The following is a 20692-nucleotide window of genomic DNA, read 5'->3' as shown; positions in this document are numbered from 1 at the left end:
GCTGTGCATTTTTGCAGCAGCCCCTAATTATTGCGGTCAACCGCAATATGGGCCAGTGCAATCAACGCTTGTTTGTAGTCGCTGTCGGGCACGGCATTGAGCGCAGAAATCGCCATGTCGGCTTGCTCAAAGGCTTTTTGTCGGGTGTAGTCAAGCGCCCCAGTCTCCTGCATAACGCTAAAGATACGATCAAAGTGGGGTAAGCCGTTCGCCTCTTCAATGGCCGCACGAATGAGGGCTTTGTCGTCGTCGTTGGCGTGCCACATGGCGTAGAGTAATGGCAAGGTTGGTTTACCTTCAGCCAGATCATCACCGGCGTTTTTGCCCATTGCCTCACTGTCGGACTCATAGTCAAGAATGTCGTCGGCAAGCTGAAACGCGGTGCCCAGGTGTTTTCCGTAGGCCTGCATTGCCTGTTCGATTGCTGTGCTTTGTTGGGTGATTACGGCAGCCAATTGCGTGGCCGCTTCGAACAGGCGCGCTGTTTTACCATAGATAACATCAAAGTAGCTGTCTTCCGAGGTGTCGGGATCGTTACAGTTCATCAACTGCTGTACTTCGCCCTGGGCAATTCTGTTTGTTGAATCAGACAGGATTTCCATAACGCGCATATTTTGCAAAGAAACCATCATTTGGAATGAGCGGGTATATAAGAAGTCACCCACAAGTACGCTCGCCTGGTTACCGAACAAGGCGTTTGCGGTTTCGCGACCACGGCGCATCGTGGACTCATCAACGACATCATCATGCAGCAATGTGGCGGTATGAATAAACTCAATAATCGCAGCCAGTGTGTGGTGTTGCTGGCTATTAATCTGTAATGCACGGGCAGCCAGCACGGTTAGCAGTGGACGCAAACGTTTACCGCCGCTGTTTACGATGTAAAAACCGAGTTGATTGATCAACGCCACGTCTGAATCAACTTGTTGCTGGATCAGTTGATTAACTGCCTGCATATCCGATTCTGCCAGCGCTTTGATTTGATCAATATTCATAACGTGATTTGGAGCCCGAAGTATTCGTCTTAACTGGCAGCAGATTGTACATAAATATTATCGTCTATCCAGCGAATTACCGCAAAATGCCAATAAATTAACGCGGCGGGTCTCTTAGCCAGTACAAAAATCCAGAGCCTTGGGTGGCAACAGACGATTTGCAACCTTATTTATTGTCGGCAAATAACTCCTGTTCTGGCCGCTGATTTTGCTTTTTGAACGGTTGTTAAACGTGCTAAAATGCCGTGTTTGGTGGCGTTGAGCTCTTCCCGTTCGAAAAATGAACTTTTTTCAAAAAGTGGCTTGAGATAAAAATTGTATTCGCGTACAATTCGCGCCCTGTTTTAGAATATTGACGCGCAATAGGCGCAGAGCGGAGAAAGTTATGTACGCGGTTTTCCAAAGTGGTGGTAAACAACACCGTGTGGCCGAAGGTCAAACCGTCCGTCTTGAAAAGATTGAAGTCGCTCCTGGCGACAGTGTAGAGTTTGATAACGTATTAATGGTTAGCAACGGTGATGACGTAAAAATCGGCACACCTCTTGTTGCCGGTGGTAAAGTGACAGCTGAAGTGGTTACTCACGGACGTGGCGATAAAGTAAAAATCGTTAAGTTCCGTCGTCGTAAGCACTCGCGCAAGCAGGCTGGTCACCGTCAGTGGTTCACAGAAGTGAAAATCACTGGTATCAACGCATAATAGGAGCATACACACATGGCACACAAAAAGGCTGGTGGTAGTACCAAAAACGGTCGCGACTCAGAAAGTAAACGTTTAGGTGTTAAGCGTTTTGGTGGTGAGTCTGTGTTAGCTGGCAACATTATTGTTAGACAACGCGGCACAAGATTCCACGCAGGTAACAACATGGGTATTGGTAAAGATCACACCCTGTTCGCATTATCTGACGGTAAAGTTAAGTTCGAAGTTAAAGGACCTAACAACCGTAAGTTTGTGAGCATTGTTGCTGAGTAAAGCGCAATCGTTCATTGATTTGAAAAACCCCGCGCTTGCGGGGTTTTTTATTGCGAGTAAGATTATAGTGGTAACGACGCTTATTAAGCATGTCACTAATTTAAGCGCGTAGCTAGCAAGCTATTGAGTAACTGCAGGGCAATTCACGTTCCGCAGTTAACAACATAACGATTAATAACGAATCGATTAACATAACGTACACGTTGTTTAATGATTCGGGCCGGGGTAAACATGAAATTTGTAGATGAAGCTGAAATTAGAGTTGAAGCGGGAGATGGCGGCAACGGTACCATAGGTTTTCGTCGTGAAAAATATGTTCCCAAAGGCGGTCCCGATGGAGGCGATGGGGGCGATGGCGGCAGTGTATATCTGCAAGCTGACGAAAACCTCAACACATTAATCGATTATCGGTTTGAGCGATTTCACCGTGCTGAGCGAGGCCAGAACGGCCAGGGTAGTAATTGTACCGGCCGGGGTGGAGAAGACCTGACGCTGGGCGTACCGGTTGGCACACGCGCAACCGACGCAGATACGCAGGAAGTACTGGGCGACTTAACCCGCCACGGCCAGCGTCTGAAGGTGGCGCAGGGCGGATTCCATGGTCTTGGTAATGCGCGCTTTAAGAGCAGTGTTAATCGTGTTCCGCGGCAAAAAACCGATGGCACCCCCGGTGAGATTCGCAATCTTAAACTCGAACTGATGTTACTCGCGGATGTTGGTTTGTTGGGGCTGCCCAATGCCGGCAAATCGACGTTTATTCGCTCGGTATCGGCGGCTAAACCAAAGGTTGCAGATTACCCGTTTACCACCTTAGTGCCTAATTTAGGGGTGGTAAGGCAGGATGCCCAGCGTAGTTTCGTGATTGCCGATATCCCCGGTTTGATTGAGGGTGCCGCCGAAGGTGCTGGTTTAGGCATCCGTTTTCTGAAGCACCTGGAGCGTTGTCGCGTGCTATTGCACATGATTGATCTTATGCCGGCTGATCAGTCAGACCCGGTGGAAAATGCGCTGACAATCATCAATGAGTTAGAGAAATACAGCCCCAAGCTGGCCAGCAAGCCACGCTGGTTGGTCTTTAATAAAATTGATTTGTTGCTCGAAGACGAAGCCAAAGAGTTATGCGAGCAAATAATCAGTAAGCTTGACTGGCAAGGACCCGTTTTCCATATTTCCGCGTTTCAGCGTTTGGGTTTAGATCCTCTGTGTCACGAAATTATGAATTACCTTGAAACTCTGCCAGACGAAATGGAAGAGGAACAGGACAAAAAAGACGTCGAGTTTAACTGGGACACTTATCATCACAATGCCGTTGCCGATCATGAGGCAGAGGATGACTGGGATGATGACGATGATGACGATGATTATGACGTTGAAGTGGTTTACCGTAAGTAGCGTGAAGCGGGAGTGGTAGAAGTGAAAATTGCGATGATTGCAGCCATGGCTCATAACAGAGTGATTGGTAAAGATAATCAAATGCCGTGGCACATGCCAGCCGATTTAGCGCACTTTAAACGTACCACACTGGGCAAACCCGTCATCATGGGGCGTAAAACCTATGAGTCAATCGGACGCGCCTTACCGGGCAGGTTAAATATCGTGCTCACCAGCGATAGCGCATATTCACTGGCCGACGCAACGGTGGTTAACAGCATTGACGCAGCGCTAGCACAGGCAAAGAGTGAGGCGACGGACGAGGCAATGATCATTGGTGGTGGGGCGATTTATACCAGCTTATTACCCCGGGCCGATCGCTTGTATCTAACCTTTATCGATGCTGACGTTGCAGGTGATACCTACTTTCCTGACTATGCCAAGCAGGGAAAGTGGCGTGAACTGAGCAAAGAGACCCATCCGTCAGACCAGAAAAACCAATTCGGCTATACCTTTGTGACGCTGGAGCGTGAATCGCTGTAGGCGTTTATCAGCAGACCACTGCGTAACCGGCATTGAACCCCATGTTGAATTAAATATGGGTTGGTAAAGAATGGGATTGAGTGTGTCTGATAGTGCTATTGAGGTGTCAGACACCGACCCACAGCAATGTGAAATTGAATTTCATGTCGCTGTGGGCAATGTCTTTGATGGTTGCCGAAACGTATCGCTTAGCTTAAACGGCTAAATACACTTTCTAAATCCAGTCCCTGATGACTTAACATATCCTTCAGGCGGCGCAGCCCTTCGACCTGTATTTGACGAACCCGTTCACGGGTAAGACCAATTTCAGCGCCTACATCCTCGAGTGTTGAAGGTTCATAACCCATCAGTCCAAAGCGTCTTGCCAGTACTTCTCGCTGTTTTGGATTAAGCTCTTGCAGCCAGTTAACAATATTTAATTTAATATTGCTGTCTTGCAACTGGTCTTCAGGGCTTGACTCGTTATCGTCAGCCAGAATGTCCAGCAAAGCCTTATCGTTGTCACCACCAATGGGAGTGTCAACCGAACTAATACGTTCGTTCAGGCGAAGCATTTTACTGACTTCATCGATAGGTTTGTCGAGGTGAAGCGCAATATCTTCTGCCGTTGGTTCGTGATCCAGCTCCTGAGCCAGCTCTCTTGCCGCACGCAAATAAACGTTAAGCTCCTTTACCACATGAATGGGTAAACGAATCGTACGGGTTTGGTTCATAATGGCACGTTCAATGGTTTGACGTATCCACCATGTTGCATAAGTCGAAAATCTGAAACCGCGTTCCGGATCAAACTTTTCAACGGCCCTAATTAAACCCAGATTACCTTCTTCAATCAGGTCAAGCAGTGCCAGACCACGGTTGTTGTAGCGTCTGGCTATTTTAACGACTAATCGTAAGTTGCTTACGATCATACGTTTGCGAGAAGCTTCACAACCTTTCAGTGCCCGGCGGGCAAAATGGACTTCTTCCTCTGCGGTTAGCAGCGGCGAATAACCTATTTCGCTTAGGTATAACTGTGTTGCATCAAGTGTTTTGGTTACTTCTTCCTGGTTTGTCCAAGTGTCAGACTTGGCTTTTGTGTTTTCTTCGTCGAATACACCGGTGTCTTTGCTAGTTTCTACGACTTCGGTATGTTCTGTTTCGTCTTGGGGTGTTGCGTCGATGACAGCGATATTTTGTTGACCCACAACTGTATCTCCTGCGTTGTTTTACCTTACGACGTTCTCCTGTTTCTCATGAATTATTATTATTTATTGTTATTATTATTGTGTTACTGGTAGATACTTCATCGGTTCGACTGCTTTCCCCCGATACCTTATTTCAAAATGAAGTTTTACTGACGTAGTGCCGGTATCCCCCATTTCTGCAATTTGTTGCCCAACGTTAACCCATTCGCGCTCTTTAACTACTATCCGGCTGTTGTGCGCATAAGCACTCAAAAAGGAATCGGTGTGTTTTATGATTATCAGGTTACCGTATCCCCGCAGCGCGTTGCCTGCATAAACCACTTTCCCGGCTGCCGCAGCGTTAACCTGGCTGCCATGTTGGGCATAAATGTCGAGACCGGTTTTAGTTGCCTCTTCATTGCTGTTGGTTAACTCAACCCGACCTTGCGCAGGCCATTGCCAGCGCTCAACTCTGGGCGGAAAACTTGGGTTGGTTTTTTTACTGACGTTATCCCTGACCGAAGTTTCTTTAGTACCACGTTCGCCACTACTTTTTGGCGTGTTAACATCTGGTTCACAATCACAATACGCCTCGCTATCTCTTTGGTCAATAGACTTTTTTGTATTCTTTTTGCTGGTTGGTCCAGTCATTTTATTGACAGTTTGCGTTTTTTTTGACGCCTTCAAAGAGGGCTGTAAATCCAGTAATTGCCCAGGGTAAATGTCGTAGGGTTTTGTCAGGTTGTTCCATTTGGCAAGATCAGCATAGTCATTGCCGGTATACCAGGCAATGGCATACAATGTGTCGCCCGATTGTACGGTGTAGGTGGTTTGTTGGGGTAAATCCTGAGGATAATGCTGACTGTTCAACACCGTCACCGGTGCCGGTGTTCCAGGCCCTGCGCACGCAGCCAGCAATAACACCAACGTTATTACTGTCGCAGCGAAACAACGTTGATGTGGCTGGCAGCGTTGGAGAGACATCATCTGAGCAGCAGGTAAGCAGCCACAGCAATAAGTACTACCATCCAGCCAAGCACTTCAATATATTTACGCAGTTGCGCTTCCATATTGGCTCCGCCCCATTTCATGAGTGCCGCGACCAGGTAAAATCTGGCTCCCCGGCCAACGGCTGAGGCTATCAGAAAAGGTAAGAATGCCATCTGCAAAAAACCGGCACTGATAGTAAATATCTTATACGGTATGGGGGAAAAGCCGGCCAAAAAGACCACCCATACGCCGTAAGACTCAAACCATGTCATCGTGGTTTCTAGTTTATGGCTATAGCCAGCCGATTCGATCATCGGCTGTAACCAGCTCTCAAAGGCAAACAGGCCTAACAGGTACCCGGCTATACCGCCTACTATTGAAGCAATCGTAGTGATGAGCGCAAATCGCCAGGCTTTGTCTGGCTGCGATAACGACATAGGGGCAAGCATAACATCCGGTGGAACAGGGAAAATCACCGATTCGGCAAAACTCAAGGTTGCCAGGTAGCGACTGGCATTAGGGTGCTTTGCCCACCGCAAGGCAAGGTCATAACAGGGTTGAAACAACTTCACAGGAGCTCTCCGGCAACAAGTGGGACAAAGCGAACCGACTCAATAGTGTTGCTTATCAGTTGATCCTCCATTTTATCTATACAAAGTAATTGCTGCTGATCATCCCCGACGGGAATCACTAGGCGCCCGCCTTCCCTTAATTGGTCGGTGAGGGCTTCAGGTACCCGACTGGCCGCTGCAGTAACGATAATACAGTCATATGGTCCCTTGCTTTGCCAGCCTTGCCAGCCGTCGCCATGCTTCATCTTTACATTGTGTAAGTCGAGCTGGTTCATGCGCCGTTTAGCTTGAAACTGCAGTGTTTTTATTCGCTCAACAGAGAATACCTGGGGGAATAACAATGCCAGAATGGCAGTCTGATAACCGGAACCGGTGCCGATCTCCAACACTGAATTAGCCGGGTTTGGCGCAGCTAATAACAGCTCGCTCATTTTGGCAACAATGTAGGGTTGTGAAATCGTTTGACCCTGCCCTATAGGCAGAGCGGTATTCTGATAAGCCTTGTGTTGCAACGCATCGGGTAAAAAATGCTCCCGTGGTACGCTGGCCACGGCATTTAATACCTGCTGATTAACGATTCCTTCGTCACACAGCAATTGTGCCAGCGCGTCACCTTTTCGTGTTGATCTCATGATGGTCAATTCTTATTCTTTAATTTTTAAAGGTCATGTTACATTTCGAGCCACTTTTCCATTTCGTCTATGCTGTCGTGTGCGGTCATATCGACGCTGAGAGGCGTTACCGAACAGTAGCCGTTGGCAATGGCGTGAAAGTCCGTTCCCGGTCCGGCATCCTGTTCTGCGCCGGCAGGCCCGTACCAGTAGATCTCACGGTTAAAAGCATCTGCCGCTTTGACCATACCTTCGGCGCGATGGCGGCGGCCTTGCCGGGTGACCTTTACACCGGCCAGCTCATCGTAGGGCAGATCAGGCACATTGACATTTAATATCTGATTGGCCGGTAATGGATGCGTTATAAGTTTGCGGATGATATCTATCACTACCTGAGCGGCGGTTTCAAAGTGACCACCATCGTAGTTGCATAAGGATACTGCAATAGCGGGCAGGCCCATATAACGGCCTTCGGTTGCCGCTGCAACGGTGCCTGAGTAAATGACGTCATCACCAAGGTTGGCGCCGTGGTTAATGCCCGATACGACCAGCTCAGGATCTTCCTCTAAAAAGCAGTTTACGCCCAGATGTACGCAATCAGAGGGCGTACCATTTACCGCGTAAAAGCCATTGTCCATTTTCTGGATACGCAATGGCTGATGTAATGACAGGGCATTACTGGCACCGCTGCAATTTCGATCCGGTGCAATAACCGTAACATCATGTTCGCTGGCTAACGCGGTGTACAAAGTGGCGATGCCTTTGGCAAACACGCTATCGTCATTACTCAATAATATTTTCATAAGCAGTATTTGTACTCACATCAGTTAATAGACAGGCACCCAACCTCAGGCCAGTTCAATGGTATTGAGACACTCACGTAATACCGATGTGGCAAAACAGCCTGGAGGCAGGAAAAAACTTACGATTAATGTATCACCTTGGCGGTCGCATTCAAGTTGTTGCGGCCAAATAATCGCGGCGCGGCGATCCTGAGTTAGCCTCTGACTTGCCAGGTACGCCGTTAATGCGGAATATTGTTCTGCCAATTCTTGTTCAAAAGCCAGAGCCTGCCCCAGCGAATCGAGTTTGCCGTCGCCCCAGAGCGGTACCGTCGTAGACAAATCGCGTTCTTGCAAGCGTCGGTTCAGCTCACTACAGTCTTCTTCGGCAACAAAGATGCTGTTAGAGCCAGACAAGTTCACCACATCGCCAGTGTTAACAGTGGTTAGCAAGCCTGCACTAATGCGTGCCGACAGCATGTCGTTAAACAGCCAGCTACGTAAGGCCGACAGCGCCATAGAACGTTTATTGCGGTTTTTGATAACCTCGCCGTTGAGCATTCGCTCGGCCAGCAATAGGTTGCCACCACGGCTGGTTTCGCCTTGTTCGCTGATGCGTTGTACGCCAAAACGCTGGCTGCCAAAGTAGTTAGGCACGCCTTCATCTGCCGCGCGGTGCAAGCGCTCGATAACCTGCTCAGGATCAGACACTTCACGCAGCGTAATGGTGAAGGTGTTGCCTTTTAGCTGACCCGTTCGCAGTTTTTTGTTGTGCCGTTGGGTGTGTAATATCCGTGTGCCGGCAAGGGTGAAACCTGACCAGTCAAATTCGGCCTTACCGGGGAGATGTATGCCAAACCATTGCTGTGTGACGGCGTATTTATCCTTGCGACCAGCATAGGTAACCTGACGCAGCGGCAACTTACAAAAGCTCGCCAGTTGCTCTGCCACGTAAGCGGTATTCAAACCGGCTTTTTCCAGCTCAATATAAATGTGTTCGCCTTCGCCGGTCAGCTTGTAACCAAGGTGCTCGCGGACCTTAAAGTCGGTAAGTTGCTGTTTAAGCAGGCCAGTGCTCGTCGGCTGGCCAAATAAATACTGCCACTCAGAGGTATCCAGCGCGATCATTTGGCTGCCGCCGTAATGAGCACTACGGCATGGGCCGCTATCCCTTCTTTACGTCCGGTAAAGCCTAATTTTTCTGTGGTGGTGGCTTTTACATTGATTTGGTCATATTCAACGTTGCAATCAGTGGCCAGTATATGGCGCATCGAATCGATGTGAGGTGCCATCTTTGGGGCCTGAGCAATAATGGTCATGTCGGCGTTAACCAGTTGGTAACCCAGTGCCCGAAGTTGCGCAATGACCTGTCGTAACAGATCGCGACTATCGGCACCCGCAAAGGCACTGTCGGTATCAGGGAAGTGTTTGCCGATATCGCCCAGCGCCGCGGCGCCAAGCAAGGCATCGCACAGCGCGTGTATCAATACATCACCATCGGAATGAGCGAGCAAACCATAGTCGTAATCAATGCTCACTCCGCCTATGATTATGGGGCCGTTGCCGCCAAATTTATGTACGTCATAGCCATGACCAATTCTCATTGTGAAAGGTTACCTGTTTGAGAAGTCTCCATGAGACTTTGTTGTAAATAAAACCGGGCGAGGGGTAAGTCTGCAGGGCGGGTAATTTTAATATTCGCCGGATCGCTGTCGAGTAACATTACCTGATGGCCAGCGAACTCCATCGCGGAGGCTTCATCGGTAACCGTTACGCCCGCAGCCAGCGCACTATCGATAGCCTGCAGCAGTGCCTGTGCCGGAAACAGTTGTGGCGTTAACGCATGCCATAAGTTGTCGCGGTTTTCGGTATGCGCCACGACTGGCTGGGCTGTCGCCCCGGATAAAGCCCGTTTCATGGTATCGCGTACCGGTGTGGCTAAAATTGCACCGCCAAAGCCAGGTCGTCGGGTCATCGCAATGAGCTGGTCAAGATCGTCATGGTTGACACAAGGACGCGCTGCATCGTGCACCAATGCCCATTCATCATCTGCCAGTGTGCTAAGGGCGTTGCGCACCGAATCGGCCCGGGAATCGCCCCCGTTAACTGTTGTTAACCAGGGTGCGTTGCTGACCGCCAGTGTCGAAAAGTAGTCATCACCGGGGCTTAATGCCACGATAACGCGCGTGATGTCAGGGTGTGCCGCCAGTTTTAACAGCGTATGTTCAAGGATAGTCTGGTCGCCGATGGTTAAGTACTGTTTAGGGCGATCGGCTTGCATTCGCGACCCCACCCCTGCCGCAGGAACAACGGCAACAACCTTACTGATGGTCATGTATTATTCTTCTTCAGGGGGCAAAATGCGGTAAAAGGTTTCGCCACGCTTAATTAAGCCCAGCTCGTTTCTGGCGCGCTCTTCTACGGCTTCCAGGCCTATAGTTAAGTCATTAATATCGGCTTTAAGCAGCGCATTGCGCTGTACCAGGTTCGCATTTTGACGACGTTGCTTTTCGACTTCCTGTTGCTTGGCAAGGTAATCTGACACGCTGTTTTTACCCAGCCACAGGCGATATTGTAATGCACTGAGCATTATCACCAGAACCAGTAAAATCAGCCTATCTCGCCACACAAGAAAACCCAATGTAATTAAAATCCGTCAGGTATTATGCCGTTGTGACGGACTAACGTCCATTCAGTTTGTCGAACAGTTTATTAAGTAGTTTGTCTTTTTGCTTGTCGACGACATTTTTCAATGATGCCTGGAGTAATTCCTGCAAGGCGGCTTCATCGTTTTGGGATGCTTTAATCCAGGTGTTGATATCGCCAAGTTCACTGCTCAGCATGTCATTTTGCTCGCCTACCATGCTTTGTAATTTGCGGTTGAGTTCATCGAGTTTATCCTGTTGTGAGGCGCTCAGAGTGGCCAGAGCAGCGCCTGCTAACTGGTTGTCCAAATCCGATGAAAAGCCAAAATCAGGCGCATTTAAAGAGCCACTTATATCCATTTGTATATCCAGACTCGACAGGCTGCCCAACAGATCAGCCACCGCTCTGGTAATTTTGTTACTACCAGTGGCCGCCATGGCGAGTTTTGTCAGGTCGATGCTCCCGCTGCCATCCAATGCGTTGTCGGTAATGGTTAATGAGCCGGCAGTGGCCAGCAGCGCTTGTTTGATGGATGCGTCGAGCTTTGCGTTGTCGCTCAACCTGATACTCTCCAGCAGCAGGCCGGCAATTTGCCATGTCTGACTGGCATCTAATCCATTCTCGTCGAGAAAGAACTGTCCTTTGGTGGTGAATGACTGTTTACCATCAGCGACCGAGTTCAGCAAAAACGTAGTGGGGTTGCCGAAAATACTGTGTACGTTAGTGATATTTTCCCAGTCGCCGGTCAGCAGCGTATCCTGCCAGTTCACCGATACGTTGGCTTTACGGATTAACACTTGCAGGGGCGAGCCTGCGTCAGTGGCCGTCTCGGTATTATCATCGCCGCCCTTAAGTAGCGGCACGATAAGGTCAAATGCAGTAAACAGGTAACTATTGTACTGGGCTGCCTTATCGCCAAACACGGCCTCAGTTAATTGCGAGAGCGCCGCGTGATCGCCAGCGTAGATACCCTGTAGTAATGCATAGTCTTGCTGGGGCGCTGTTTTTAGTTCTTGCAGTGACGCTGACAGGGCTTTTCTGGCCGTTGAGGCTTTTTCTTTAAAATTAGTCACAAGCGCCTTATCGGCACGGATTTCTTGTTTTAATGCATCGAAAGCTTCTTTGGCCTTGGCCAGTTCTGCCGGGCTTTTATAGTCGGTTTCTAAGAGCTGTTTTACTTGCTTTTTATAGTAGTCCAGACGCGCCTTATCGGGCAGTTGCTGGTAATCGTTCTGTAGTTCATCGGCATAGACGGCATAGGTTTGTTGGGCATTTTGAACCGCTGCGGTGGTTTTCAGCGGTGAACGCTCGAGCAGTTCATCTACTTCAGGTAAGGCTTCTTTGGCTTCACTTAACAGCGTATCAAAGCTTTTCCCGGTTGGCTGGCGTAATACCTCACCGCGACTTTGACGTGGCTGATTAAATGCCACATCAAGAATCGACAATTGATTCATAATGAGTTGGTCATTCAATAATGCCATGACGTCTACATCACCGCGCATGTTGCCGACGACTAATTGATTGCGAAGTGGGTCTCTGGCATCGGTAAACTGAATGGTGTCAATGTCAACGGTAACAGGGAACAGGCTATGACTGACGTCGGTGATATTCACCTCTGCACCATGGGCCTCGGAAAGCTGTGATTCTAAAACACTCTTTATTACGGTGTTAGCGAATAGCCAGTAAAGCACTATCGGCGTTATCAGAATCACTATCAACCAGAGGGTTATTTTTCCTGCTCGGCTTTGCATTGCTCGCTCCTTAGTCATGGATTGTCTGCCAGAGGCAGTCACTGCTGAACATCGCATTGCTATGTAATGCGTCCAGGCTGCCTTGACGCTTTAGTGTACGCCGGTTAATGTGGCATTAATGATACTGTTGTTTACAGTTTTTTTGTTCCCGGTAAAATGCGGGAGAGTTGCCATCCACATTACCATTAACAACAGCGAAACCGGTAAAGCCGGGCGCGCAGTGATCTGTATTCCTATTACCGCGTTTAAATTTGGTGACCATATTAATTTTATTACGAATGAAAGTATACAAGGGGTTCAATGTTAACTAAAAACACGTTTACTACCGAAAGCCCGGTCCGCCAGTTGATTCGAGACTATTATCGAATTCCCGAGACTGACGCGGTCGACCAAATCCTGCCAATAGCAGAAGTCAACCCGCGGGCGCGCAGTCGCGCCTGGGAGCGGGCCCGCAGGATGGTATTAAAGATTCGACGCGATCAGGAAGGTCACGGCGGCGTAGACGCGCTGCTTAATGAATATTCGTTGTCGACCTCTGAAGGGGTAGTACTCATGTGTCTTGCCGAAGCGTTGCTGCGTGTACCGGATAAAGAGACCCAGGATGAACTGATCCGCGACAAATTATCTAAAGGTCAGTGGACGCCGCATTTAGGCAACAGTGAATCACTCTTTGTGAACGCGTCTTCCTGGGGATTATTGTTTACCGGCAACATGGTTAACTATGCCGACAAGCGTAAAAGCGAACAGTTTGGCTTGTTGAAAAAAACCTTAGGCCGCCTCGGTGAGCCGGTAATTCGTCGCGCAATGAATATAGCAATGCGTGTTATGGGACGCCAGTTTGTTATGGGCGAAACCATTGAAGATGCGGTAGAGCGTGCTCAGGAAAAAGAAAAAAAGGGCTATGTTTATTCATATGATATGTTGGGCGAAGGTGCCCGCACGTCCCATGATGCCGACCGCTATTATGAGGCCTATGTCAAAGCCATCAAGGTAATTGGTAAAGCCGCAGCAGGCAGAGGGCCGCGCAAATCGCCGGGTATTTCGGTAAAATTGTCGGCCATTCATCCACGCTTTGAATTCTCTCATTACGAACGTGCCATGGAAGAAATTCCCGCTAAGCTTAAAGCGTTGTGCATGATGGCCAAGGAGTACGATATTGGTCTGACTGTCGACGCTGAAGAAGCTGATCGGCTGGAGACCTCGCTGGACATCATCGAAAAAGTCTTTCGCGACCCGGACTTACAGGGCTGGGAAGGTTTTGGACTGGCGGTACAGGCCTATCAAAAACGCGCCATACACGTTATCGAATGGCTTCGGGAACTCACCGTCGATGTAGGTCGTAAAATGATGGTGCGGTTGGTAAAAGGCGCGTACTGGGATACCGAAATTAAGGTCACGCAACTGGCCGGTGTCGATGCCTTTCCGGTATTTACCCGTAAATCGTCAACGGATGTGTCTTACCATGCCTGTGCAAACCAGCTATTGGAATATCGTGACACCATTTATCCGCAGTTTGCCACTCACAATGCGTATACCGCATCGGTGATTGTTGAGCTGGCCGGCGATGATAAGAAAGGGTTTGAGTTTCAGTGCCTGCATGGCATGGGCGACACCTTGTATGACCAGGTGGTAACAGAAGAACACATTCAGTGTCGGGTGTATGCACCTGTTGGTGTACACGAAGATCTCCTTGCTTATCTGGTTCGTCGTTTATTGGAAAACGGCGCCAACTCGTCGTTTGTGAATGCGATCGTTGATGATAGTAAGCCCGTTGAAGCGTTGCTGGAAGATCCGGTCGAAATCACCCAACGGTTAACGTACCGCTACAACAAACAAATCAACCAGGCGTCAGATTTGTATGCCCCTGAGCGGGTTAACTCAAAAGGCATGGATCTGACTGACCTGAATACGGTTAATACCCTTAAGTACAATCTGAGCCGGTGGGCGCGTCAGTATGTTGTGAATGAGGATGCATTGCCCGACAACGCTGTAGCGGTGCGTAATCCGGCGAATCTGAACGATATTGTGGGTTATCATCATTATGCTGATGAGGCGGCAATAAAACAGGCGCTCGACAATGCTCACAAGGGTTATAAAGAATGGTCAGAGCGCTCTATGAGTGAGCGGGCCATTGTGCTCAACCAGATTGCCGACTCGCTGGAACGCCATATGGATGAGCTTATTGCCATTTGTATTCGCGAAGCCGGTAAAGTGGCACAGGACTCCATTGACGAAGTGCGCGAGGCCGTAGACTTCTGCCGTTATTATGCGGCCCGGTCTGTGGAGCTGGGGCAGGACGAACGCCTGGTATCACGCGGCGTTGTGCTGTGTATTAGTCCGTGGAACTTCCCGCTGGCCATTTTTATGGGCCAGGTGGTCGCAGCATTGGCAACGGGCAATACCGTTGTAGCCAAACCCGCAGAGCAAACCAGCATGATTGCGACAAGAGCGGTAGAAATGATGCGCTCGGTCGGCTTACCTGACAACGCATTGCAGTTGATTGTCGCCAAGGGCCCTGATGTTGGTAAGGTACTGTTACCGGACGAGCGTATAAAAGCGGTCATGTTTACCGGTTCTACACAAACCGGAACCTATATTTCTAAAACGCTGGCTCAGCGCGGCGGCGAACAGGTACCACTGATTGCCGAAACCGGCGGTCAGAACTGTATGATTGTCGATTCGACTGCACTACCTGAGCAGGTAGTGGATGATGTTATCCATTCGGGTTTCCAAAGTGCCGGGCAGCGCTGCTCTGCGTTACGGGTAATGTTTGTACAGGAAGACATAGCTGACAACCTGATTAAAATGCTCAGCGGTGCAGTAAAAGAGCTTACTATTGATGATCCGGCCTGGCTCAGCACCGATGTTGGCCCGGTGATCGATAAGAAAGCGCTGGCGGCATTGAAAGAGCACGAAGAGTATATGCAGGACAACGGCAAGCTGTTGTTCCAGTCTGAACTTCCTGAGCATGCTAAGGACGGTACCTTCTACCCGCCCACGCTGTATGAGATTGAAGATCTCAGTGTTCTTAAGCGCGAAGTTTTCGGCCCGGTAGTACATGTGGTGCGGTTTAAAGGTAAGAACCTCGACAACGTGCTCAAGCAAATCAATGACACCGGGTACGGGCTCACCATGGGTGTACACTCACGCATTGAGGAACGGGCTTATGAGCTGGCCGGCCGTAGCCGGGTCGGTAATGTATACATAAACCGCAACATGATTGGCGCCATTGTTGGTGTTCAACCCTTTGGCGGTCGCGGTCTGTCGGGTACCGGACCAAAAGCTGGTGGTCCCAACTATCTGCCTCGCCTGATGATGGAAAAGGCAACGCCTAAGCCCACCATTCTTGATGAGCCAGAGAACATCGATGATGCACTGCTTGGCGGAGAAAAACAGTCCGAGGAAGCGGCCAGCATTATGAAAAATGCCACCGATACCGAAGAGGCGTGGCGTCATACACCGCTGAATGAGCGGATATCCAAAGTACGTCAGTTACTGGCCAAACTGGCTACCGTTGACAGTGTCGAAGAGTTGGCTGACGACCTTAACCGGACGCTGGCATCGGCCCGCTCACAGCTTATCAGTATAGATAAGAAACTCGGCAAGCCGACCATACTGCCGGGGCCAACGGGTGAGTCGAATAAACTTTACCTGGAGCCGCGTGGCATACTGGTTTGTTTTGCGGATAAAGAGGTAACATTCGAATACTGGATGTTGTCAATCGTCACCGCGCTGGCGACCGGAAACTGCGTAGTTTCTGTCGTGTCTGATTTGTTCTACGAAGAAGCGCTGGCAGTAAAAGAGAAATTTAAATCCTGTGGTGCGCCGGATGCGGTATTCCAGGTAGCGAAACTCAGTCACATGAGCGCGCTATTGATGGAAGAAAAGCTTGCTGGCGTCGTGGTTGACAGTGGTACCGAACGTACTGCCCAGATAGCAGCAATGCTGGCTGAGCGTGAGGGCGCGATACTGCCGGTGATTACCGCCGAGTATAACGATAAGCTTATTCAGCGACTCATTACTGAGAAAACCATTAGCGTAGATACCACCGCATCAGGGGGTAATACGTCTCTGATGACATTGGTAGACGAAGACGACTGATTGGTTGGGTAACTCTCATAAAAACTAAAAGGGCGCCTCATCAGGCGCCCTTTTTATATTGCGTTTCAGTCGTTGTTAAATCACAGCCGGTAGAATACCGCGCTTAGCTTATGTTACATCCAGGAGTCATTGCGGCGACGCCGTTTGGGAATAAACGTAACCAGAATGCCAATCAATAATCCCGCTCCCGCCACAATGCCGCCGTAGCTAAACATTCGATAGCGCTCTATATCATCTTGTTTGCTGATCTGTCCCTCCAGACCTGCAATGGTTTGGCGGGAATTTGCCAGCTCCGCTTCCAGCTCAGCAATTTGTTGTCGTGCACCAGCCAAATCTTGTGCGATGGCGGTATTGCGTGTCTGCATACGATCCAGTTGTGCACTGCTGTCTGCCAGTCGCTGGCTCAGTTGCGGCAATTGCGCACGACGGGAAATAGTATCGATGATGTACTGGCTTTCTACCCACCCCTCGCGACCGTCAGCGTCGTTGATTTTTGTGAATTCATTCTCACTGTCCGTTTCCAGAACGGTTACCGGTTCGCCAGCTTCGATTGAGCCTAATATCCGATAATTACGACTCGGGCCCGAATGAATAAAAATGAATAAATCATCGGCAATGTAGTGCTCGCTGTCGAGCATGTTGGTGGTTGATGAGTCCTGAGCCATAACCGGCGAAGCAGACACTATCAGACCAAAAAGAAGAGTTAGCAAACGCATGTTTTTCTCAACGTCATGAAAATATTCCCTGATGTTAGGGGCTGATCAGCCTAAAGGCAAGGGTAGGATAGCGATAACTGTAAGTATTGCTAAAAGATTACGTGGCAGGTAATGTACCAGCCATGTCCTGCATTTGCTGATGAGCATCAATTTTCCCATGTCGGAAACCGAAATTAAATTTGTCCTGCGTGAGGATCCGCTCCCCACGCTAAAGAAAACAATATTCCCTGCATTAACCCAACAAAGTGTCACTGTTGCAGACAAAGGCCAGATAGAACTTCTGAATGATTACTACGACACCGCCGACCATTTGTTTCAGCAACATAAAATCGGCATGCGTGTGCGAGGCGAAAATGGCAGCTATGAGCAAACGGTTAAGACCCAGGGGCAGGTCAGTGGTGGTTTGCATAAAAGGTTGGAATACAATGTCGACTTAACTGACGATACCCCTGATCTGACCTTATTCAGTGAGGTAAACTGGCCGAAAGGAACCAATGCTCAGCAGCTGAATGATCAGTTGGAAAAACAATTTGGTACTCACTTTACCCGCTCGGTGTTTGATATTCGCTATGATGATGCCGAAATCGAATTGGTCTTTGATAGCGGCAGTGTAATTGCGCCGCCTAACGAAGCGCCGCTGTGCGAAATAGAATTAGAGTTAAAACAAGGTGAACTAGGCCGATTATTTGATTTGGCCGGTGAGCTTGCCGTATCACTGCCGGTGCGCCTGAGTGATACCTCTAAGGCGGCTCAGGGTTACCAGCTCCTGCACGGTGTCAGTAATAAGGTGCAATCACTGCCTGACTTTTTGCCTCTGGACGAGACCATCACAACCGAAGCTGCATTCTGCCGTGCGATGGAGTGCGGTCTGCAGCACTGGCAAGTGCATGAACACCGTTATTTTGAAACCGGCGCAACTAAAATGCTCACCGAAATCGCCAGGGCTGTGCATATGTTACTGCAAACCGTGTCGTTGTATTTGCCGGTGCTGCAGTGTCCGGAATTATTGCGCTTACATAAAAACCTGCTGGCCTACGCTGATAACTGGCTATGGCAGGATGATCTGCAAAGCCTGCGTTTGTTACTGTCAAAAAAGAGCCTGTTCAATAAAAAGTTATCCCGGTATCCGGCCCTGCTCAGTTATCTGCAGGGACGACAGGCCGGTTTAGTGCAGGCCCACGATCCGGCAACCCGATTGTTTCAGTCACAACCATCGGTGTTAAAGCTTGATATTGCGCGGTTGTTACAAGAGAAGCCCTGGCGTAATTCGGCGCAGGATTATGACCTACCTTTGATGGACCATGCCAAGGGCTGGCTCTCACAAGGCTGGCAAACCATACAACAAACCATGCCAATCAAGCGCCGCATGTATGCATCTAACTATACATCGGTTGAAATGCTGTTACGGCAAACCCTGTTTAACGGCTTTTTGCTGGCCGATCTATTTGAAGACAGCCGGGGCCATTTTCGCGCGCCCTGGTTAGATATTCTTACTGGTATTGACGAGCTCAATGCCTTGCTCCTGCTCAAAAAATCTATTTTTGATGCCGAACTGGCTGAGCAGCAGGAACTGTTGGAGTGGGTACACGAAAAAACCCACAGCTTGCTGGCTGTTATGGAGCGTAGCCGACAGGTTGCACTAAGCGGCGAAATATACTGGTAACGGCAACTGGGGGATAAAGATTAGCGTGCAGTGCTATGCTTGTCTTTAACGCCCGCGGTTTGTCTCCATTACCCGCCATGGTTGCCGTGGCGCTTTAGCTATACATGGCGGTGTATTTTTCCGCTAACTGATCCAGCGATTCCCGATGTGCCGGATCCGGCTCTATACACTCTACAGGACAGACGGTCATGCAACTGGGTTGGTCATAGTGACCCACACATTCGGTGCATCTGGCAGCGTCGATCTGGTATATCCCGGCATCTGAGCTAATCGCTTGATTAGGACACTCTGGCGGGCAAAGATCACAATTGATGCAGTCGTCAGTAATCAATAAAGCCATGCAACACCTCTGGTTCTGCGTAGGGTATGAGGTTAATTTAACCACCCTTAAATTTTTATGCAAAGCCAGAATAGCTTGGGTTTGATGCAGGTCAACAACGGGGATACGTCAGCGCTGTTAATGACTGTCAAAGTAGGCGTTTAACAACTGCTGGGTAAATTGTGTGCGCAGATAAAAGCCTCGCGGACGGGTTTTTATGCGACCACCATCAGGCCCAATCGCATCGGTGAGCACCTTGCCGCTGGCCGCTTTAGGACGTATGTGCAATGCATGCCCATGGCGGGCCGTAATGGACTCTACTTTACCTAAGGCAATGAGTTCGGTGAGCTCTTCCCAGTCCCTGGCCAGCATGGCATCCTGCTGAGGACTGGGTTGCCATAAAAAGGGCGTGGCCAGTCGTCGTTCGGCAACAGGAATTTGTCGTTCTCCTTCGATAGGTACCCATAAAACACACTGCAGTTTGTTTTTTACATTGCTGGTTTGCCAACTTGTCAGGGGCGGTGCCAGTAGCGGGGCTATGCACACATAGGTGGTTTCTAAAGGCCTGGCCTGCTGGTCAATTGGCAGGGTCTTGAGTTCAACACCCAGTTCGGGGAAGTCCTGTTGTGGCTTCGAGCCGGCCGTGGCACCCAGCCATAGCTCAATGAGCTGGCCACTCCAACCTTTATTGCGCTTAAAATCACGGGGCGTTGCAATATTGGCCATGTCGGCGAGTTCGCCAAGACTGAGGCCGGCAATGGCACGGGCGCGTTGTTCAAGTTCGGCTAAATTGGCTGGAGCGGATGAGGGTACTTGCAAATCTTCTATCCCTTATAAACCCTTTACGTTAAACATTTGTGATATTTACTTTGAATGAACAAAGGTTTGTGAAAGAATGCTAGCACAGAACATTATAGAGTGCCCGGGAGTCTGAGTGATAGATACCGATGGATTCCGTGCGAATGTGGGCATAGTGATTTGCAACAAAATCGGACAAGTATTTTGGGCAAGACGTTATGGCCAACATTCATGGCAGTTTCCCCAAGGCGGAATAGATGAAGGGGAAACTGTAGAGCAGGCTATGTATCGAGAGTTGCACGAAGAAGTAGGTCTTACGCCTAAGGATGTAAGCATTTTAAGTGTGACGCGCAATTGGGTGCGATACAAACTGCCGAAGCGGTTAATAAGGCAAGGTAGCAATCCGGTCTGCATAGGACAAAAGCAAAAGTGGTTTTTACTACAGCTTGATTGCCAGGATAAAGATGTAGATGTATTAAACTCAGGACATCCTGAGTTTGATGATTGGCGCTGGGTAAGCTATTGGTACCCGGTGAGAAACGTAGTGTCGTTTAAGCGTGACGTGTATCGGCGGGTTATGAAGGAGTTTGCCGGCACAGTGATGACTTCGCAGCCCCGACATCAGCATAATCATTCCAAGCAAAATCGCCGCAGACGGCGAGGGTAAAGGGTGGCTCCCGGTGGCAGAACCAGCTCGTAAA

At 49.4% G+C, this 20692-nt stretch carries 22 protein-coding genes; 8 read left to right on the top strand and 14 right to left on the bottom strand.

The annotated features are described in order from the left end of the window. Window positions 1-23 precede the first annotated feature (23 nt). The gene (ispB, locus tag OIK42_RS20325; protein ID WP_273643033.1) at window positions 24-995 is read right to left on the bottom strand and encodes an octaprenyl diphosphate synthase; all 972 of its coding nucleotides are present in this window, start codon (window positions 993-995) and stop codon (window positions 24-26) included. 385 nt (window positions 996-1380) lie between these two features. Here ispB and rplU point away from each other — a divergent pair, with 385 nt between their 5' ends. The 5 genes from rplU to OIK42_RS20300 all read left to right on the top strand — a co-directional run bounded on the left by rplU (window position 1381) and on the right by OIK42_RS20300 (window position 4084). Then, window positions 1381-1692, top strand: coding sequence for a 50S ribosomal protein L21 (rplU, locus tag OIK42_RS20320; protein ID WP_273643032.1), 312 nt, complete (start codon window positions 1381-1383; stop codon window positions 1690-1692). A gap of 15 nt (window positions 1693-1707) precedes the next feature. Then, complete coding sequence (rpmA, locus tag OIK42_RS20315; RefSeq protein ID WP_273643031.1) at window positions 1708-1965, top strand: 50S ribosomal protein L27; 258 nt, start codon at window positions 1708-1710, stop codon at window positions 1963-1965. A 231-nt stretch (window positions 1966-2196) separates the two neighbouring features. Then, window positions 2197-3357 (top strand): Obg family GTPase CgtA, encoded by a 1161-nt coding sequence (gene cgtA / locus OIK42_RS20310; RefSeq protein WP_273643030.1) that lies wholly within the window; start codon window positions 2197-2199, stop codon window positions 3355-3357. A gap of 33 nt (window positions 3358-3390) precedes the next feature. Further along, the gene (gene folA, locus OIK42_RS20305; RefSeq protein ID WP_273643041.1) at window positions 3391-3879 is read left to right on the top strand and encodes a type 3 dihydrofolate reductase; all 489 of its coding nucleotides are present in this window, start codon (window positions 3391-3393) and stop codon (window positions 3877-3879) included. Between the two features lie 82 nt (window positions 3880-3961). Next, complete coding sequence (locus tag OIK42_RS20300; protein ID WP_273643029.1) at window positions 3962-4084, top strand: hypothetical protein; 123 nt, start codon at window positions 3962-3964, stop codon at window positions 4082-4084. Here OIK42_RS20300 and rpoS read toward each other — a convergent pair. The 10 genes from rpoS to OIK42_RS20250 all read right to left on the bottom strand — a co-directional run bounded on the left by rpoS (window position 4068) and on the right by OIK42_RS20250 (window position 12394). Then, window positions 4068-5063: an RNA polymerase sigma factor RpoS gene (gene rpoS / locus OIK42_RS20295; RefSeq protein ID WP_273643028.1), complete on the bottom strand. Its 996-nt coding sequence runs from the start codon at window positions 5061-5063 to the stop codon at window positions 4068-4070. The two genes, OIK42_RS20300 and rpoS, sit on opposite strands and share 17 nt — an antisense overlap. A gap of 75 nt (window positions 5064-5138) precedes the next feature. Beyond that, window positions 5139-5921, bottom strand: a complete 783-nt coding sequence (locus OIK42_RS20290) for a peptidoglycan DD-metalloendopeptidase family protein (RefSeq protein ID WP_273643027.1) — start codon at window positions 5919-5921, stop codon at window positions 5139-5141. A gap of 104 nt (window positions 5922-6025) precedes the next feature. Continuing rightward, window positions 6026-6604 (bottom strand): YqaA family protein, encoded by a 579-nt coding sequence (locus OIK42_RS20285; RefSeq protein ID WP_273643026.1) that lies wholly within the window; start codon window positions 6602-6604, stop codon window positions 6026-6028. Then, entirely contained in the window at window positions 6601-7236 is a 636-nt protein-coding gene (locus OIK42_RS20280; protein WP_273643025.1) for a protein-L-isoaspartate(D-aspartate) O-methyltransferase, read from the bottom strand. The genes OIK42_RS20285 and OIK42_RS20280 overlap by 4 nt, the downstream gene beginning before the upstream one ends. Before the next feature lie 38 nt (window positions 7237-7274). Further along, a complete protein-coding gene (gene surE, locus OIK42_RS20275; RefSeq protein ID WP_273643024.1) occupies window positions 7275-8018 on the bottom strand; it encodes a 5'/3'-nucleotidase SurE in 744 nt (247 codons plus the stop codon). Between the two features lie 45 nt (window positions 8019-8063). After that, complete coding sequence (gene truD, locus OIK42_RS20270; protein WP_273643023.1) at window positions 8064-9125, bottom strand: tRNA pseudouridine(13) synthase TruD; 1062 nt, start codon at window positions 9123-9125, stop codon at window positions 8064-8066. Beyond that, window positions 9122-9601, bottom strand: coding sequence for a 2-C-methyl-D-erythritol 2,4-cyclodiphosphate synthase (gene ispF, locus OIK42_RS20265; protein WP_273643022.1), 480 nt, complete (start codon window positions 9599-9601; stop codon window positions 9122-9124). Before ispF ends, truD begins: the two co-directional genes overlap by 4 nt. Then, entirely contained in the window at window positions 9598-10332 is a 735-nt protein-coding gene (gene ispD / locus OIK42_RS20260; protein WP_273643020.1) for a 2-C-methyl-D-erythritol 4-phosphate cytidylyltransferase, read from the bottom strand. Before ispD ends, ispF begins: the two co-directional genes overlap by 4 nt. 3 nt (window positions 10333-10335) lie before the next feature. Beyond that, window positions 10336-10626 carry a cell division protein FtsB gene (ftsB, locus tag OIK42_RS20255; protein ID WP_273643019.1) on the bottom strand — a complete coding sequence of 97 codons (291 nt, stop codon included), beginning with the start codon at window positions 10624-10626 and terminating at the stop codon, window positions 10336-10338. A 52-nt stretch (window positions 10627-10678) separates the two neighbouring features. Then, a complete protein-coding gene (locus OIK42_RS20250) occupies window positions 10679-12394 on the bottom strand; it encodes a TIGR03545 family protein (RefSeq protein ID WP_273643017.1) in 1716 nt (571 codons plus the stop codon). 300 nt (window positions 12395-12694) lie between these two features. Here OIK42_RS20250 and putA point away from each other — a divergent pair, with 300 nt between their 5' ends. Continuing rightward, window positions 12695-16495 carry a bifunctional proline dehydrogenase/L-glutamate gamma-semialdehyde dehydrogenase PutA gene (gene putA / locus OIK42_RS20245; RefSeq protein ID WP_273643016.1) on the top strand — a complete coding sequence of 1267 codons (3801 nt, stop codon included), beginning with the start codon at window positions 12695-12697 and terminating at the stop codon, window positions 16493-16495. A gap of 113 nt (window positions 16496-16608) precedes the next feature. Here the strand turns inward: putA and OIK42_RS20240 are convergent, their stop codons facing one another. Then, window positions 16609-17211 carry a TIGR04211 family SH3 domain-containing protein gene (locus OIK42_RS20240; protein WP_273643014.1) on the bottom strand — a complete coding sequence of 201 codons (603 nt, stop codon included), beginning with the start codon at window positions 17209-17211 and terminating at the stop codon, window positions 16609-16611. A 139-nt stretch (window positions 17212-17350) separates the two neighbouring features. Between OIK42_RS20240 and OIK42_RS20235 the strand changes: the two genes are divergently transcribed. After that, window positions 17351-18874, top strand: coding sequence for a CYTH domain-containing protein (locus OIK42_RS20235; protein ID WP_273643012.1), 1524 nt, complete (start codon window positions 17351-17353; stop codon window positions 18872-18874). A 94-nt stretch (window positions 18875-18968) separates the two neighbouring features. Here the strand turns inward: OIK42_RS20235 and OIK42_RS20230 are convergent, their stop codons facing one another. Together OIK42_RS20230 and mutH are read right to left on the bottom strand one after the other, a co-directional pair. Beyond that, window positions 18969-19214, bottom strand: a complete 246-nt coding sequence (locus OIK42_RS20230; protein WP_273643011.1) for a YfhL family 4Fe-4S dicluster ferredoxin — start codon at window positions 19212-19214, stop codon at window positions 18969-18971. Between the two features lie 117 nt (window positions 19215-19331). Next, window positions 19332-20012, bottom strand: coding sequence for a DNA mismatch repair endonuclease MutH (gene mutH / locus OIK42_RS20225; protein ID WP_273643010.1), 681 nt, complete (start codon window positions 20010-20012; stop codon window positions 19332-19334). Between the two features lie 115 nt (window positions 20013-20127). Between mutH and rppH the strand changes: the two genes are divergently transcribed. Beyond that, complete coding sequence (gene rppH / locus OIK42_RS20220; protein ID WP_273643009.1) at window positions 20128-20658, top strand: RNA pyrophosphohydrolase; 531 nt, start codon at window positions 20128-20130, stop codon at window positions 20656-20658. The last annotated feature ends 34 nt before the right edge of the window (window positions 20659-20692 follow it).

Source organism: Alteromonas gilva (assembly GCF_028595265.1).
Classification (GTDB): domain Bacteria; phylum Pseudomonadota; class Gammaproteobacteria; order Enterobacterales; family Alteromonadaceae; genus Alteromonas; species Alteromonas gilva.
This window is presented reverse-complemented; position numbering and strand designations above follow the sequence as displayed.

What these genes read in the sequence shown, in the direction of transcription:
- folA (WP_273643041.1), top strand. Translation starts at nt 3,391, where the DNA reads ATGATTGCAGCCATGGCTCATAACAGAGTGATTGGTAAAGATAATCAA.
- OIK42_RS20280 (WP_273643025.1), bottom strand. Translation starts at nt 7,236, where the DNA reads ATGAGATCAACACGAAAAGGTGACGCGCTGGCACAATTGCTGTGTGAC.
- rpmA (WP_273643031.1), top strand. Translation starts at nt 1,708, where the DNA reads ATGGCACACAAAAAGGCTGGTGGTAGTACCAAAAACGGTCGCGACTCA.
- OIK42_RS20230 (WP_273643011.1), bottom strand. Translation starts at nt 19,214, where the DNA reads ATGGCTTTATTGATTACTGACGACTGCATCAATTGTGATCTTTGCCCG.
- ispB (WP_273643033.1), bottom strand. Translation starts at nt 995, where the DNA reads ATGAATATTGATCAAATCAAAGCGCTGGCAGAATCGGATATGCAGGCA.
- surE (WP_273643024.1), bottom strand. Translation starts at nt 8,018, where the DNA reads ATGAAAATATTATTGAGTAATGACGATAGCGTGTTTGCCAAAGGCATC.
- putA (WP_273643016.1), top strand. Translation starts at nt 12,695, where the DNA reads ATGTTAACTAAAAACACGTTTACTACCGAAAGCCCGGTCCGCCAGTTG.
- OIK42_RS20250 (WP_273643017.1), bottom strand. Translation starts at nt 12,394, where the DNA reads ATGCAAAGCCGAGCAGGAAAAATAACCCTCTGGTTGATAGTGATTCTG.
- ispF (WP_273643022.1), bottom strand. Translation starts at nt 9,601, where the DNA reads ATGAGAATTGGTCATGGCTATGACGTACATAAATTTGGCGGCAACGGC.
- OIK42_RS20240 (WP_273643014.1), bottom strand. Translation starts at nt 17,211, where the DNA reads ATGCGTTTGCTAACTCTTCTTTTTGGTCTGATAGTGTCTGCTTCGCCG.
- truD (WP_273643023.1), bottom strand. Translation starts at nt 9,125, where the DNA reads ATGATCGCGCTGGATACCTCTGAGTGGCAGTATTTATTTGGCCAGCCG.
- cgtA (WP_273643030.1), top strand. Translation starts at nt 2,197, where the DNA reads ATGAAATTTGTAGATGAAGCTGAAATTAGAGTTGAAGCGGGAGATGGC.
- OIK42_RS20235 (WP_273643012.1), top strand. Translation starts at nt 17,351, where the DNA reads ATGAGCATCAATTTTCCCATGTCGGAAACCGAAATTAAATTTGTCCTG.
- ispD (WP_273643020.1), bottom strand. Translation starts at nt 10,332, where the DNA reads ATGACCATCAGTAAGGTTGTTGCCGTTGTTCCTGCGGCAGGGGTGGGG.
- rplU (WP_273643032.1), top strand. Translation starts at nt 1,381, where the DNA reads ATGTACGCGGTTTTCCAAAGTGGTGGTAAACAACACCGTGTGGCCGAA.